Here is a 16230-nt window from a genome sequence, read left to right as displayed (position 1 = left end):
ACTCAGCCGCGCATCCTACGCATCGATGCGTCGCATGATGCGTGGGAGTGTTCACGGGGCTGCGTCGTCGCCGCTGCATCCCCGTCCATTCGCAGGGGGGCAGAGGGCCGCGGGCGGGGCTAGGCTATAGTCTGCTCCACCGACACCCTCTCACCGCCACCCTACAAGGAAGCTTGCTCATGTTTCGACTGACCCTCTGCGCCGCGCTGCTGCCGCTCTCTCTGGCCCTGGCCACGCCGGCCGAGGCCGACCCCGAGCGCCTGGAGCGCGATCTCCACGCCCTCTTCGCCGAGGACGGCACCCTCGAGATCGGCGAGATCTCCTCGGCGCTGGTGCGCAGCCGGCTCACTGCCGAGGGGCTGCGCTTCGATAGCCATGAGGGTGAACGGCTGACCGTTGAGCGCTATACGGTCAGCGGCGACTATGACGCGCCCAGCGAGGTCACCCTGGAGGGGATTCGCCTGGAGGGCCTGGAGGGGATGCCGGAGGCGCTGGAGGTGGAGCGCCTGGTGCTGACGGAGCCCGACCGCGCCGTGCCGCCGCCGGACGACGAGTCCCTTGCCGAGATGCGTTTCGCCAGCCTCTCCCTCGAGGCGCTCAGCCTGGGCTCGCCCGAGGGGCCGCTGGCCCGCATGGCGGCGCTCACCCTCACGGGCAACTTCGACGAGGGCGATGGCCAGCTGCGCATTGAGGGCCTGGAGCTCGATATGGCGCGGCTGATCGACCTTGCCCCGGCGGAGGAGCGCAGCGAGCTGCGCATGGCCAGCAACGTCCTGACCGACGGCAGCGGCCGGCTGCGTCTGGATGCCGATATCGCTGCCCAGTGGGAGGAGAGCGGTGACGAGGTGCGCCTGGTCAGCGAGGGGTACCTGGATCTTGCCGAGGCGCTGAAGTTCTCCTATGACCTTGGCCTGCCCATGCGTCTTCCCGAGGGGGCGGATCCAGCGTCGCTGATGGCCGCCGACGTCCTGCTCGAGACCGCCACCCTGCTGGGCGGTGACCTACGGCTGACTCTGGCCAACCAGGGGCTCTTCCCGCGCCTGCTCACCGTGATGGCCGGCCTTGAGGGCATGAGTGAAGCGCAGTACCTGGAGCAGGCGCGCACCCAGGCCGAAGGGTTTGGCATGATGCTGGGCCCGCAGGTGCAGGGCATCCTGACAGGGCTGGTCGAGATGATGGCGGGCAGCGCCGAGACGCTCGAGGTCAGCATCGCCCTGCCCGACGAGAGCCCGCTGGGCAGCCTGGCGGCGGACCCCATGGCGCTTCCCGAGATCTTCGACATGCGGGTCGAGGTGCGCTGAGTCGCCCCGGGGCGGGGCATCCCAGGCGGGTATGAAAACGCCGCAGCCCGGGATGACCGCCTTTCATGTGAAAGCGGTCATGGGCTGGGGTATCATGCAGCATTCAGTTTTCCCCCTTGAAGCGAGGTCCCCCGCCCATGTTCAGCCGCGACATGACGATTGCCGGTTTCGATGATGCCCTGTTCGACGCGATGCAGAAAGAGGTCGCGCGTCAGGAGGCCCACATCGAGCTGATCGCCTCCGAGAACTACGCCAGCCCCCGGGTGATGGAAGCCCAGGGCAGCCAGCTCACCAACAAGTACGCGGAAGGCTATCCCGGCAAGCGCTACTACGGCGGCTGTGAGTACGTCGATATCGTCGAGCAGCTGGCCATCGACTACGCCAAGGAGCTGTTCGGTGCCACCTACGCCAACGTCCAGCCCCACTCCGGCTCCCAGGCCAACGGCGCCGTCTTCCAGGCCCTGGTCAAGCCCGGCGACACCATCCTGGGCATGAGCCTCGACGCCGGTGGCCACCTGACCCACGGTGCGAAGCCCAACTTCTCCGGCAAGCACTACAACGCCGTGCAGTACGGCATCGACGAGAGCGGCCGCATCGACTATGCCGAGGTCGCGAAGCTGGCCCGTGAGCACAAGCCGCAGATGATCATCGCCGGCTTCTCCGCCTACTCCCAGATCATCGACTGGGCCAAGTTCCGCGAGATCGCCGACGAGGTGGGCGCCTACCTGCTGGTGGACATGGCCCACGTGGCCGGCCTGGTTGCCGCCGGCGTCTATCCGACCCCGCTGCCCCACGCCCACGTGGTCACCACCACCACCCACAAGACCCTGCGCGGCCCCCGCGGCGGCCTGATCCTCTCCGCCGAGAACGACGAGGCGATCGAGAAGAAGCTGCAGTCTGCGGTCTTCCCCGGCGGCCAGGGCGGCCCTCTGGAGCACGTCATCGCCGCCAAGGCGATCTGCTTCAAGGAGGCCATGGACCCCGAGTTCAAGACCTACCAGCAGCAGGTAGTGAAGAACGCCCAGGCCATGGCCGGCGTCTTCATCGAGCGCGGCTTCGATATCGTCTCCGGCGGCACCGAGGACCATCTCTTCCTGCTCTCGCTGATCAAGCAGGGCCTGACCGGCAAGGACGCGGACGCCGCCCTGGGCCGCGCCCACATCACCGTCAACAAGAACGCCGTGCCGGGCGACCCCCAGAGCCCCTTCGTCACCTCCGGCCTGCGCATCGGCACCCCGGCGGTGACCACCCGCGGCTTCGGCGAGGGCGAGTGCCGCGATCTGGCCGGCTGGATCTGTGACATCCTCGACGTCATGGCCAAGGGCGAGGACACCGCCGCCATCGAGGCCGAGGTGAAGGGCAAGGTCGAGGCCGTCTGCGCCAACTTCCCCGTCTATCGCTGAACGCGCCGGGCACCGTGACGGCGCCTGCCCGGCGTCACACCGACCATAACGACACTGCCCCGCCTGAGCGGGGCAGTGTCGTTTCGGTCAGGGAGTTCTAGGCCAGGGAGGCCTCCTCCCCCAGGTTGAGACCTACCAGTATCGGGTCATGATCCGAGCTGCGGAAGGGGTCCGGGGCGTAGAGGTTGTCATCCTGACGGTCGTTGGTGAAGTCGGTGTTGTAGTCTAGCGCCGAGGCTTCATCTGCATTGATGTGCCAGGTGGTGGTGCCGCTGACCTGACTCAGCAGTGACTCGCTGGCCAAGGCATGGTCCAAGGACCCCCAGAAGCCGTCGAACACATAGCTATAGTCGTCGTTTAGTCGCGTATAGCCGGCTTCGAGTAGGGTGGTGATGGGATCTTCCATGGCATAGGCATTGAGATCTCCGATGATCAGCACGTCGCTGTCGCCGCTGCCGGTGGGGTCGCTGGCGAGCCACTCCAGCAGCGCCTCGGCCGCCTCCACCCGGGTCGGGTTGTTGTTGGCCTGGCCGTCACCGATGGCCGTTTCGCCGTTGACCACGCTGCCCTTGGACTTGAAGTGGTTGACCACCACGGAGAACACCTCGCCGCTGCCGACCTCCTCGAAGGTTTGTAGCAACGGCGCGCGGTTGGCTGAGGCGAAGGCACCGTCGGTCCTGGTAGCGGCTGCCCCCAGAGGCGTGACCGCTTCGCTGTTGTAAAGCATGCCCACGGCGATGGCGTCGTTGCCGGGGCTGGTCACGTTGCCCTCGGCATCTTCAGGCACGCTGTAGGCCCAGGTAACGCTCTCCGGCGCAGCGGCATTCAGGGCATCGACCAGCGTCGCGATGGCGCTGTCTGGACCGTAGCCGTTGTTCTCGATTTCCATCAGGCCCACCACGTCGGCGCCGCTGGTGTTGATGGCGCTCACCAGCTTGGCTTCCTGGCGGGCCAGCTCCTCGGCGTTATCGGCGCCTCGGGGCGAGTGCAGAGTGCCGTCCGGGGTCTGGGTGCGATTGCCGTTCTCGTCCAGGGTGGTGAAGTAGTTGAGCACGTTGAAGGAAGCCACCGTCAGGCCGGGGTCGCCCAGCGCTTCGGCATCCGGTGTTTTCGGCCGCTCGGGGCCGCGGAAGTCCAGCCCCTCCACGTTCTGCACCTTCCACTCGCCGAAGGTGAAGTCGAGCACCCCTTCCAGCACATCCAGCTCGTCACCGCCGCGTAGCGGGTTTGTGGCGGAGAGCTCCTGGCCATTGCGACCATAGATCACCGGATCGGGGTTCTGGGCGCTGTTGGCGTCATCGATCTTGATGGTGCGCCCCTCGGCGTCCGCCAGCCAGGTGGCATAGCCCTCCTGGTCGGGGGCGTTGACCTCGGTGAACTGCTCCAGACGGCCGCCGGAGGAGAGTGTGACCTCGCCGTAGCGGCCCAGCTGGTAGAGCTCGGTGACCACCAGCGGTTCGCCGTCCAGGGCCTCGATGGCCACGCGCATGCCCTCGAAGGCCTCGAGTCCCGCCTTGTCGGCAAATGGCATCTCGATTCGCTGGCTTTTGGGCAGCGCCAGGCCACTCTCCAGAACCTGCAGGCTATCGCGGTCGGCGCTCAGCTGGGTCCTGGCGTAGTACTCCGAGACGCGGCCGTCGATGCGAATCTGGTCGCCAGCGCTCAGGTTGGCCTCGAGCCAGTCGGCGCTTCCGCTACCCGTATAGACGAAGATCCCCTCCGAGGTATTCGGGTCGTCATCGTTGTCGGCATCTTCTTCCTGCAGGAAGAAGCCGTCGAGGCCCGGTGTCACCATAGTAACGATGGCCTCCACACGGACCGTTTCGTCTACCAGGGGGCTGACGTCACCGGAGCCCTGGATGGCCGAGATCAGGGTAATCGCCGTTTCCGGTGGCGCGACGGTGCCGGGGGAGGCCAGCGCCGGCACATTGCCGCCGTTGCCGCCCTGAGCCGTAGAGGCCAGGACCCCAGCATCGCCAGGGGTGACGAAGCGCTGGGCGTCCACGTCCCAGGCGGCCGCATCGAAGCCGTCGGTATCGGGATAGGCCTCGAAGGCGACCCGGTCCCCGTCGATGCGCGGGTCTCCCAGCCACAGGGTGACCGCATCACCGCCGCTGCCCAGTCCTGAAGCATCCATTGCATAGCCGATAGCCAGCGACTCGATCCCCGGCAGATCGCGCCATGCCTCGCGGAACTCGGCTACCGCCTCGGGGCCGCCGTCGACGATCACGATGGCCGATTCGCCAGGCGCCAGCTCCGTCAGGCCCTGGATCTCCACGGCATCCTGGGGGTCGGCGCTATCGTCATCGTAGAAGAGTGCCGTCGCGGTGAGATCGAGGGGGGCCGCGGCACGGTTGGTGATCTCGAACCAGTCCTCGGTCACGTCCGGGCCACTCTGGCCGGACCAGATCTCGGTAATCGCCAGGCCGATGTCGCGCTCGCCGGGAACATGGACACTCTCCATGCTACCGATCTGAAAGTCGGTGGTGGCCCCTGCCGGCAGTGCGCTGTTGTCACCGGCCCAGTTGGCCGGGTTACCGATGGCCGCCAGCAATTCCTCGGCGGTGCCGCTTCCCGGGCCCACGTAGGCCACGTTGTCATAATCGCGGTTCGGCCCCTCACCGGCGGCCACCGCCGTTCTCCCTTCCTCTAGCCCGGCGGGCAGGCCGGAGTCGTTGGAACTGGTGGCACTCTCCTGCCACTCGCTGCTGTTGGTCTGCACCGCGAACAGGAAGGTGGGCGACTCAGCCGCGCCGCTAAAGGCGATCACCTGATCACCACTGGTCGAGAGATTGAAGCCGTTGTTGCCCACCTCGGGGCCGTTGGCACTGGCAAACTGTTCGGCCTGCTCAAGATACGAAATCCGCGTGCCGGGAGCCACGCCGCCCTCCGGGGCCCTCCAGGACACTGCACCCTCGTTGGCGCGGAAGCCGTCGCCGGCCCAGCCGGAATCGGTGAAGGTGATCTCGGCGCCGGCGGCGATACCCTTGAGCGCCACGAACTGGAAGTCGTCGGGGTTGTCGCCCTTGACCGCGATGATGGCGATATCGCCCGGCCGTGGCGTAAAGTCCGGCAGCTCGGGGATCTCGATATCGACGCCGATGAAGCGCTGCTGCTCGGCGGGCAGGTCCTTGGACTCGCGGCCATCCTCCAGCCAGTCGACGGTGCCACTGTCGTAGAGTACGCCGGCGGTAAAGCCTTCGCTGGCCGCCCGGAGGTCGAAGAGGGCCTCCGGCTTGGCGCCGAGGGCCTCGGGTATGCTGTTCAGATCGATGCCGTCGATCTCGCGCAGGGCATGGGCACCATCCCAGTGGTAGAGGGCGAACCCTGCGTCGCCACCGTCCTGCTCGGGGCCTGCCAGTACCAGGAAGTTGCCTTTGTCGGTGGGCTCGATGGAGCGGATCACACGGCCGTCCATATCCAGTCTAAGCGGCGCACCGAACGCGGCCTGGCCGGCCTCGCCGTCCACCAGTGCCGTGGCATTGGTGACCGGAATGACCTGGGCCATTCCGCTATCTAGTGGCGCGCGCAGGCCCAGCAGCAGGGTTTCGCCGGCGAAGGCGGCCCCCTCGATATTGATGCCCGCACCCAGTCCCAACGCATTGGTGCCTCGGTCATGCCCATTACCGGCGTCCCAGGCCTCGAGCTGGGCGGCCAGATCGGCAAACTGTCCTACCACCTCGATGCTCAGGGTGTCGCCTTGCTCGCCGGTCACGCGGGTGGCGAATAGCAGCGAGCGCTGGGCGCTCTCATGGGAGCCCAGCCAGTAGTGTGTATTGCCGAGGCTGGCCACCGCCTCGATATCGACCTCCTGGGTGTCGTTCAGCCCGAGGGCTGCGTTAAGGGGGAACTCGGCCAGCGGTTCGCCATCGGCATCGCGATCGAATAGCCGCAGCACCTGATCCTCGTCGTCGCCGACCAGCATCAGGCGCTGGCCGATGGCGATGGCCGCCGAGGCGTCAGAGGCGCCCAGGTGGTAGCGTTCGCCAAGGCCTAAAGAAGGATTGATGGGCTCCGGTTCGGGCTCGGGCTCGGGCTCGGGCTCGGGCTCGGGCTCGGGCTCGGGCTCCGGTTCGGGCTCCGGTTTGGGCTCCGGTTCGGGCTCCGGCTTCGGTTCGGGCTCGGGCTCCGGTTCGGGTTCCGGTTCGGGCTCGGGTTCCGGTTCGGGCTCGGGTTCCGGCTGAGGTGCCGGCGAGCCGGTCAGGAGCGCTGTCAGATAGTCCGCCAGAGAAGGGGCGGTGGCGTCGTCGCCCAGGAGCAGGGTGCCGAGGGCTCGGGACTGGCCCAGCGCCGTCGCCTCCTCGCTGGCGTAGATGGCGGTGGCGACATCGGCGCGCTGAGCCCCAGCCTCCAGCTGGTCCAGCCAGTAGGTGAAGCCCGCGGCGTCCGGCTCGCGCAGCAGCAGGCTGACATAGGCGCCTTCCAGCCAGGCGGCATCGTCGTACGTGGCTACGCCCTCGGTGGCCTCCGTGGAGGTCTGCATGGCGCCGCGGACCTCCTCGAGGGGGCGACCCTGGCGTAGCGTTTCAACCCAGTAACGCAGGCCTTCCGGGTCGGCGGGGCGCAGCAGCACCCGGGCGTAGAGGGCCAGTACCGGCTCGATCTCGTTGCGGTACTCCTCGCTGGCCAGGAAAGCGTTGGCTATTTCCTCTAGTGAACGGCTGCCGCCCTCAAGGGCCGCCAGCCAGTAATCGAATCCAGCGGTGTCGGGGTCGCGCAGCAGCAGGTCGCGATAAAGCGTCGTCAAGGCGGCGTCGAAGGGCATCTCGGGGTCTCGTATCAGAAGATGTGGGCATGCATCGTTTCATCCTGATGTTTCGCTATCTTGACGCTTGGATGAAATTCCATGCGGTGAAGTTGTTCGAACTTCTGCAAAGCTGTCATATCCACGTCATCTGATAGGGGCACGGTGAGAGCGCCAACCCCATATGCCTTGGAGACCCACATGAGCAATTTCCGACTGCAATTGCTGCACGCCGCCGATATGGAAGGGGGTGGCGGTGACCTGCTGAATGCCCCCAACTTTGTCGCCCTTGTCGACTATCTGGAGGAGCAGGAGGCCAATAGCCTCTTTCTCAGCTCCGGTGACCTGGTGCTGCCGGGACCCTATCTCGCCGCTGCGGCTGATGGTTCCCTGCAGCCGGCGATACAGGCAGCCGCTGAGGCGGTCTACGGCCTGCCGGCCGGAACTCTTGCCGGTGTCGCCGCCGCTTCGGGGCGTGTTGAAACGCTGCTCATGGACCTTCTGGAGGCCGAGGCCGTCACCCTTGGTAACCACGAATTCGATTTGGGGACCGGTCTGGTCGCCGACATGATCGCCCCACAGCTGGGCGCAGGTGGCTCCCTGGCGGATCTTGAATGGATGGGGTCGCAGTTTCCCTACCTCTCTGCCAACCTGGATTTCAGCGGAGACACCAACCTGGCGGGGCTGGCCACCAACGAGCTGCTCGGCCGCGACGCCTTCCGGGCCACGCCGGAGGCGCTGCTGGCCGGTGCCCAGCCGCCCAAGCTGGCGCCGGCTATCGTCTCCGAGGTAGGTGGTGAGCTGGTGGGCATCATCGGCATCACCACTCAGATCCTAGAGAGCATCTCCTCGCCGGGCGCCACCCAGGTGCTGGCCGGTGGCAGCAACGACATGCAGGCGCTGGCGGAGTTGGTTCAGCCGATCATCGATCAGATGGAGGCCCAGGGGGTCAACAAGATCGTGCTGGCCTCGCACTTGCAACAGATCCAGTTCGAGGAGGAGCTGGCCACCCTGCTGGAAGGGGTGGATATCGTGCTGGCCGGTGGCTCTAACGCCCTGCTGGCTGACGCTGAGGATCTGGAGCGCGGCCTTTTCCCCGGGGCGCCGGTGCCCTATGAGAGCTACCCCATCCTGACCCAGGATGCCGCCGGCAATGATGTGGCTATCATCAATACCGATGGCGGCTGGCGTTATGTGGGGCAACTGATCGTCGAGTTCGATGCTGAAGGGCGGCTGATTGTCGACTCCCTGGATCCGGCGTCTTCCGGGGTTTTTGCCGCCACCGACGACCAGGTGGAAGCCCTATGGGGGGACCTGGAGAGCGCCTTTGCAGAAGGCACCAAGGGTGCCATTGCGAGAGACCTGGTGTCCTCGGTGGCGGATTTCGTAACGGAGCAGGACGGTAATATCCTGGGGCTGACCGACACCTATCTGGTCGGCGAGCGCGGTGCGGTGCGCACCGAGGAGACCAACCTGGGCAATCTGACCGCCGATGCCAACCTCTGGTATGCCCGTCAGCTAGATGACGAGGTACTGGTCTCCTTCAAGAACGGCGGTGGCATCCGTGAGCCCATCGGCCGCGTGGTGGTTGAGGGTCAGGACAGCGAACCGCGCTTCGAGGCCCCGGCAGCGGATCCTGCCATCGGCAAGCCCGCGGGGGGCGTATCGCAGCTGGATGCCGCCTCGGCGCTGCGCTTCAACAACGATCTCACCATCCTCAGCGTCACCCGCGAGACCCTGCTCGAGGTGCTTGAGCATGCCGTGGCCGCTGCCGCCCCGGGCGTGACCGCCGGCCAGTTCGCCCAGGTGGGCGGCATCCGCTACAGCTTCGACTGGGAGCAGCCCGCCGGAGAGCGCATACAAAGTGCTGCAATCGTTGGCGATGAGGGCGAGACGCTCGACGTGCTGGCCGTGAATGGCCGCCTGATAGGCAACCCCGACAAAGTGGTCAAGGTGGTCACCCTGGGCTTCCTGGCCGACGGCGGCGATGGCTACCCCCTGGGGGAGGGCCGCTATCTCGAGCGGGTCGATCTGGTCGAAACCTTCGAGGATGATGGCATGTTCACGTTCGCCGAGGCCGGCACCGAGCAGGATGCCTTCGCCGAGTACATGGGTACCTTCCATTCCGAGACGCCATTCCGTCAGGAGGAGACTCCGGCCAGCGAGGACCTACGCATCCAGAACCTCTCGGCACGCGATGATGCGGTGCTGGAAGGTGAGGTCGACGTGCTGTTACGCCTCTATGACGCCGCCTTCGACCGCGACGCCGACGGCGCCGGGCTGGGTTACTGGCTGGACCGCCAGGAGGTGTTGCCCACCGAGCGCATCGCCGAGCACTTTGTCGGTTCCGAGGAGTTCCAGCAACTTCACGGGGTGATCGCGGACGACGCCTTCGTCGATCTCATGTATCGCAACGTGCTGGAGCGCGAGGCGGACGCCCCCGGTCGCGACTACTGGATCGAGCAGCTGGCCCAAGGCGACAGCATGGGTGCAGTGATGGTCGGCTTCACAGAATCCGACGAAAGCCTGATGCTAGTAGCCTGATCCTCACTCCCGGGCGTTCCGCTGCGATAGCGTGGGGCGCCTGGCTCTCTATCGGTAGACAGCCGGTTTCTGTTATCCTCCCGCGATTGATTCTATATCCTACGTACTTTCCCCAACGGTGAATCGCTCCATGGCAAAGCAACAGGATGCCACGGACCTGCAGCGTGCCCTTAAGGCATGCCGCGGGTCTTTTGTATCAGTCGGTTTCTTCAGCATGTTCGTCAATCTGTTGATGCTGGTGCCGCCCATGTACATGCTCCAGGTCTATGACCGGGTGCTCACCACGCAAAGCTCTGAAACGTTGCTGATGCTTACCCTGGTGGTGGTCTTTCTGTTCATGGTAATGGGCGGGCTGGAACTGGTGCGCTCGCGTATGCTGGTGCGGGTCGGCAACCGGCTTGACACCACGATCAATGCGCGCCTCTACGGTGCCATGTTCCGACGCAGCGTGGTCAGCCAGGGGCAGCAGAGCGCCCAGCCGCTCAACGACCTGACCAACGTGCGCCAGTTTCTGACCGGCAACGGCCTGTTCGCCTTCTTCGATGCCCCCTGGGTTCCGGTCTATCTTGGCGTGCTCTTCCTCTTCCACCCCTGGCTGGGCATCTTCGCCACCTGTGCCGGCATCATCCTGCTAGTACTTGCCATCGCCAACGAGCGTGCCACCAAGGGGCTGCTGGCCGAGGCCAACAGCGAGCACATCAAGGCGCAGGACCTCGCCAACTCCAACCTGCGCAACGCCGAGGTGCTGCACGCCATGGGCATGCTGCCCGGCATCATGGGCCGCTGGGCCGAGAAGCACCACCACTTCCTGGCCAAGCAGTCCCAGGCCAGTGACCGCGCCGGCGCCCTGACCAACGCCTCCAAGATTCTGCGCCTGCTGTTCCAGTCGATGATCCTGGGCCTGGGCGCCTACCTGGTACTGCAGGCCGAGATGACGCCGGGCATGATGATTGCCGGCTCCATCATCATGGGGCGTGCCCTGGCACCTATCGATCAGATGATCGGCGGCTGGAAAGGCTTCGTGGGGGCCCGCGGGGCCTATGACCGCCTGAACGACCTGCTGGCCCAGATTCCCGCCGAACAGCGCCGCATGTCGCTGCCGCGGCCCAGGGGTGAGTTCGCGGTGGAAACCGTTGCCGCGGCGCCGCCCGGCGTGCGCATGGCTACCATTCGCGGCATCAACTTTGCCGTGCCTGCCGGCGAGCATGTGGGCATCATCGGCCCCAGCGCCGCCGGCAAGTCGACCCTGGCCCGGGTGCTGCTGGGCATCTGGCCGGCCCAGGTGGGTGCCGTGCGCCTGGACGGCGCCGATATTACCCAGTGGAACCGTGACGAGCTGGGGCCCCATATCGGCTACCTGCCCCAGGATATCGAGCTCTTCGACGGCACCATCAGCGAGAACATCGCCCGCTTTGGCGAGGTCAATGCCGAGAAGGTCGTCAAGGCGGCCCAGAAGGCGGGAGTGCACGAGATGATTCTCGACCTGCCCAACGGCTATGACACCTATATCTCTTCCACCAGCGGGGCGCTCTCCGGCGGCCAGCGGCAACGCATCGGCCTGGCCCGAGCGCTCTATGGTGACCCGGTGCTGGTGGTGCTCGACGAGCCCAACTCCAACCTGGATGAGGCCGGCGAACGTGCGCTGTCGGCGGCCATCCAGCAGCTCAAGGCCGAGGGCGTTACGCTCTTTGTCATCAGCCATCGCACCAGCGTGCTCAAGAACATGGACAAGCTGCTGGTGATGAAGGAGGGTCAGGTCAGCATGTTCGGTCCCCGCGATCAGGTACTGGCACAGTTTGCCAAGAAGCCCCAGCGCCAGGTGAATCAGGCGTCTAACGCGCGTCTGGCCGCGGTGCAGGGCGGCCGCCCCGAGGGGCCGGCAGGCAGTGGACATTCCGAGGAGCAGAAGTAATGGCCGATAGCGACAAGTCAGCCCCTTCCAGCCGAGAGGTTACTCGGCGGGAAGAGATCGACATTACACCGGCGTCGCACACTCTGGAGGGCGAGTATGCCGAGAAGCTGCCCACCAGCGACAAGGGGTACAAGCGGCTGGGGATGCTGATTCTGCTGCTGGCCTTCGGGGGCTTTGGCACCTGGGCCCTGACGGCGTCGCTGGCGGTGGCCGTAGTCGCGCCGGGTAACGTTTCCACGGAGTCCTTCAAGCGCAGCGTGCAGCACCTCGAGGGCGGCATCGTCAGCGAGATCTTGGTGGAGGACGGCGAGCACGTGGAGGCGGGGCAGCCGCTGATCGTGCTCAGTGACACCCAGGCCCGCTCCCAGCTTGAAATTGCTCGCTCCCAGTATCTGATCAACCGTGCCATGGAGGTTCGCCTGCTGGCCGAGCAGGAGGGGGGCGACGCCCTCTCGTTCCCCCAGGAGTTGCTGGAGAGCGACAGCCCGCGCGTGCAGCAGGTCATGGCCGTGCAGCAGAGCCTGTTCGTGGCGCGCCGTGAGTCCCTGCGCGGTGCCCTGGAGTCTCTGGACGAGCAGAGCCAGCAGATGCGCGAGCAGATTGCAGGGCTCGAGCAGCTGGTTAACGTCAACACGCGACGCATCGCCTCGCTGCGCAGCGAGGCCGAGGATTTCCGCTCGCTGTTCCGGGAAGGCCTGGGTGACAATCAGCGCCTGCGCGAGCTGGAACGCCAGGTGCTGCAGTTCGAAGGCGAAAATGCTCAGCACCGTGCGGAGATCTCGAGACTGCGCTCGCAGATCAGCGAGAACCGCCTGCAGCGCGAGGTGCGCCAGCAGGAGTTTCAGTCCGAGGTGGGTGAGCAGCTGCGCCAGGCCCAGAGCCAGATTGCCGAAGCCGAGGAGCAGATCACCTCCCTGAGCGACCGGGTACGGCGCACCGTGATCGTAGCGCCGGTGTCAGGCAGCGTGGTGGATCGTCAGGTTCACAGTGTCGGTGCGGTCATACGCGGTGGCGACACCGTCATGGATATCGTGCCGTCGAGCGATGGCTTCGTGGTGGAGGCGCGGGTGCCCAATCGCGATATCGACCATATCTTCATCGGGCAAGGCGCCAACATTCGCTTTTCCGCCTTCAACCAGCGGCTGACCAACGAGATCCCCGGCGAAATCATCTACGTTAGCGCCGACAGCTTCGAGGACGAAGCCACCGGCCAGCGCTACTACCGCGCACGGGTTCGCGTAACCGACGAGGGACGCGACAAGATGACCGAGCAGATGCAGCTGCTCTCCGGTATGCCGGCCGAGGTGATGATCCGCACCGGCGAGCGCACCTTTGCCAGCTATATTGCCAAGCCGATCACCGACATGCTTTCGCGTGCGATCAGGGAGGATTGATGGACGTGCCCCGCAAAGGTCTCGCTCTTTACCGTCGGCGGCAGCGGCCGGCCTGGTGGGTGGTAGGCGCGCTGGCGCTTGCCCTGGGCAGTGCCGGGTCGCCCTTGGCGCTTGCCGAGGACGTGCCGGCCGACCCTCGGGCGCTCGAGGCGCTGGAAGCCCTGGACGAGGTGGCGCCCGAGGCCAGCGGCCCCGCCGCCGCCGGTCTGCCCTCGCTGCCTGGCCTGGTGCGACGCGCCTTCGAGCATGATGCTCAACTCTCGCGTCAGCGCTTCGAGCTCGAGGCCACGCGAGAGGAGCGGCCCATGGCGCGCTCCCAGCTGCTGCCCCAGGTGACCGCCAGCGGCGGCTACCTTTGGCAGGACTCCACCAATGTGCAGACAGATCCAGAGGGCTTCGGGCTGGACCAGCCCTCGCAGCGCCCCGGTGAATTCGACGAAACCTTCTGGCGCCTTAGCGTCCAGCAGCCGCTCTTCAGCCTGGAGCGCTGGCGCGGCATGGAGCGGGCTGCGGCCCAGATCGGCCAGTCCGAGCTTGACCTCGCGCTGCTGGAGCAGGACCTGTCGCTGCAGGTCAGCGAGGCCTATGTCAATGCCTATCTTGCTTCCCGCACCCTGGGGCTGCTGGAGACTCAGCAGCAGGCTCTGGAGCTGCAGGTGCGTCAGGCGCGTCGCGCCTATGACCTGGGTGTGGGCGACCGCATCAACCTGCTCGAGGCGCAGTCCCGCTTCGATCAGGCCATGGCCGATGCGGTGCAGGCAGAAAACCAGCTGGACGACGCCTTGAGTGAGCTCGAGCGCCTGACCGGTGAGTTCCCCGACTTTCTCGGCTTCGCGCTTGGCGATCTCTCCGAGGCAGCGCTGCAGCGCGACTGGGGAGATGAGTCGGCTTGGCTTAAGCGCACGGCGCGCAACCTGCATGTGCTTCACGCCGAAGCAGAGCGTCAGGTGGCTGCCAGCGATACCCGGGTGCGCCGCGGAGGCTTCTATCCCGAGGTGAACCTCAACCTGAGCTACTCGGATCGCGACAGCGACGACCAGCTCCGCACCAGCGAGGACTACACCGCCAGCGTCGAAGTGACCATGCCGCTCTACCGGGGCGGCTATACGGCGGCCAGCGTGCGCCAGGGGGAGCTGCGCACTCGGGCATCGCAGGAGGGCGTCGAGCATCAGCGTAACCTGGCAGCCCAGGAGGTACGCCGGCGCCTGCGCGGCCTGAACGGCAGCGTGCGGCGCCTGGAGGCACTCCAGCAGGCCATCGAGTCCAGCCAGCTGTTCCTGTCCGCCGCCGAGCGTGGCGAACAGCTGGGGCTGCGCGACCTGGTCGACGTGCTGGATGCGCGCGCCAGCCTCTACGACCAGCGCATCCAGTACGTCGAGACTCTGGGCCGCTACCTGCTCGACCGCCTGGCGCTACAGGCTGCAGTGGGTGCCCTGGGGGATGACGACCTGGAGGCGACCATGGACCTGTTGGATCGCATCACTCGCCCCGCGAACTGACATAGGGGTCAGGGATGCGCCCGAAAAGTACCAGCAGTGACTGGCTGCGCCGCGGCATGCGCAGCTTCGATGCGGCCACTGCGGCGGCTTGCGCCTTCGCCTTGCTGGCGCTGATGCCGGGCATCGAGCAGGTCTCGGGCATCGAGTATCCTCTGCTGATCCTGTTTGGCAGCCTGTTGCTGCCGGCATGTGGCGAGCTGCTGGGCCTCTATCAGCCCTGGCGAGGGCGCAGTCTGTTCACCATGCTCGGCGTCTACACGGCGGGCTGGGCGTTGACCATAGGCCTGCTGAGCCTGTTTCTGGTGGTGACCCAGAGCGCCACTATCTTTTCGCGGCTCTGGATGGCTTCCGCCGCCGGCGGCGTGCTGGTGGCAGGCCTGCTGGTGCGGGGGTGCCTCTATGTGGCGCTGCGCGCCCTGCGCGCACGCGGCCGCAACCACAAGCGGGTGCTGCTGATTGGCGCACCAGGCAACATTCAGCGTATTCAGCGCCGTCTGGTCGACATGCCCTTTCTCGGCTATCGGCTGGGCCAGACCCTGGTCGACGCCCGTGAGGAGGGCGCCGGGCAGGAGGGCGAGCTGCTGGCAAGGGTAGAGGCGCTGGCTCAGGAAAGTGTTTTTCAGCGCGACTTCGACGAGGTGTGGTTGACCTACCCCCTGGCCCACGGTGAGCGAGTCAAGCAGCTGGCCTCGGCGTTGACCATGGTGCCGGTGGATGTGCGCTATTTTCCCGATCTCTCGGATGTGCGGCTGCTCAACCATCGCGTCACTCAGGTGGCCGACATGTTCTCCCTGGACCTCAATCGCTCACCGCTAGACGGGCCGCGACGGCTGATCAAGATGCTCGAGGATCGCCTGCTGGGGCTGGTACTCTTTCTCACCTTTCTGCCTGTGATGCTGCTGATCGCCCTGCTGGTGCGCTGGCGGATGGGCTCACCGGTGCTCTTCAAGCAGCATCGCCACGGGCTGGATGGCAAGCGCTTTCGTATCTACAAGTTTCGAACCATGGCGGTGCATCGTGCCGAGGGTACCCCTCAGGCCAGGCCCGGTGACCCGCGGGTCACCCCGCTGGGCGCCTTTCTGCGCCGCACCAGCCTCGACGAGCTGCCGCAGCTCTATAATGTCTTGCAGGGGCGCATGTCGCTGGTGGGGCCCCGCCCCCATGCCATGGACCACAACGAGTACTACAAGGATGAGATCGAGGCCTACATGCAGCGCCATCGCGTCAAGCCCGGCATGACCGGCTGGGCCCAGGTCAACGGCCTGCGCGGCATCACCGAGGACGTGGCGCTGATGCGCAAGCGCGTGGAATACGACCTCTACTACATCGACAACTGGTCGCTGGGCTTTGACCTCAAGATACTGGCCATGACGGTGCCCCGGGGCTTTATCAACCGTCAGCCTTAGGGCGGCTATGCTGCGGCTGCTCAGAGT

At 66.0% G+C, this 16230-nt stretch carries 9 protein-coding genes; 7 read left to right on the top strand and 2 right to left on the bottom strand.

Features of this window, described 5'->3' with window-relative positions; translation table 11 throughout:
* Positions 1-179: 179 nt before the first annotated feature.
* On the top strand, positions 180-1301 hold the full coding sequence (locus tag NHL60_RS14110) for a hypothetical protein (protein ID WP_253444652.1): 1122 nt from the start codon (positions 180-182) through the stop codon (positions 1299-1301).
* Between the two features lie 137 nt (positions 1302-1438).
* A complete protein-coding gene (glyA, locus tag NHL60_RS14105; protein WP_253444650.1) occupies positions 1439-2704 on the top strand; it encodes a serine hydroxymethyltransferase in 1266 nt (421 codons plus the stop codon).
* Between the two features lie 97 nt (positions 2705-2801).
* On the opposite strand, the gene NHL60_RS14100 is transcribed toward glyA, so the two are convergent.
* Both NHL60_RS14100 and NHL60_RS14095 read right to left on the bottom strand, forming a co-directional pair.
* Complete coding sequence (locus tag NHL60_RS14100; protein ID WP_253444647.1) at positions 2802-7469, bottom strand: ExeM/NucH family extracellular endonuclease; 4668 nt, start codon at positions 7467-7469, stop codon at positions 2802-2804.
* Positions 7470-7483: 14 nt separating this feature from the next.
* Positions 7484-7651 (bottom strand): hypothetical protein, encoded by a 168-nt coding sequence (locus NHL60_RS14095; RefSeq protein WP_253444644.1) that lies wholly within the window; start codon positions 7649-7651, stop codon positions 7484-7486.
* Here NHL60_RS14095 and NHL60_RS14090 point away from each other — a divergent pair.
* The 5 genes from NHL60_RS14090 to NHL60_RS14070 all read left to right on the top strand — a co-directional run bounded on the left by NHL60_RS14090 (position 7650) and on the right by NHL60_RS14070 (position 16203).
* Positions 7650-9992, top strand: a complete 2343-nt coding sequence (locus NHL60_RS14090; RefSeq protein WP_253444641.1) for a 5'-nucleotidase C-terminal domain-containing protein — start codon at positions 7650-7652, stop codon at positions 9990-9992. The two genes, NHL60_RS14095 and NHL60_RS14090, sit on opposite strands and share 2 nt — an antisense overlap.
* A gap of 130 nt (positions 9993-10122) precedes the next feature.
* A complete protein-coding gene (locus tag NHL60_RS14085) occupies positions 10123-11904 on the top strand; it encodes a type I secretion system permease/ATPase (protein WP_253444638.1) in 1782 nt (593 codons plus the stop codon).
* Entirely contained in the window at positions 11904-13298 is a 1395-nt protein-coding gene (locus NHL60_RS14080) for an HlyD family type I secretion periplasmic adaptor subunit (protein ID WP_253444636.1), read from the top strand. Before NHL60_RS14085 ends, NHL60_RS14080 begins: the two co-directional genes overlap by 1 nt.
* A gap of 5 nt (positions 13299-13303) precedes the next feature.
* The gene (locus NHL60_RS14075; protein WP_253444633.1) at positions 13304-14797 is read left to right on the top strand and encodes a TolC family outer membrane protein; all 1494 of its coding nucleotides are present in this window, start codon (positions 13304-13306) and stop codon (positions 14795-14797) included.
* Positions 14798-14811: 14 nt separating this feature from the next.
* Positions 14812-16203: an undecaprenyl-phosphate glucose phosphotransferase gene (locus NHL60_RS14070; protein WP_253444631.1), complete on the top strand. Its 1392-nt coding sequence runs from the start codon at positions 14812-14814 to the stop codon at positions 16201-16203.
* Positions 16204-16230: the final 27 nt, after the last annotated feature.

The organism is Halomonas sp. Y3 (assembly GCF_024137965.1).
Taxonomy (GTDB): domain Bacteria; phylum Pseudomonadota; class Gammaproteobacteria; order Pseudomonadales; family Halomonadaceae; genus Halomonas; species Halomonas mongoliensis.
This window is presented reverse-complemented; position numbering and strand designations above follow the sequence as displayed.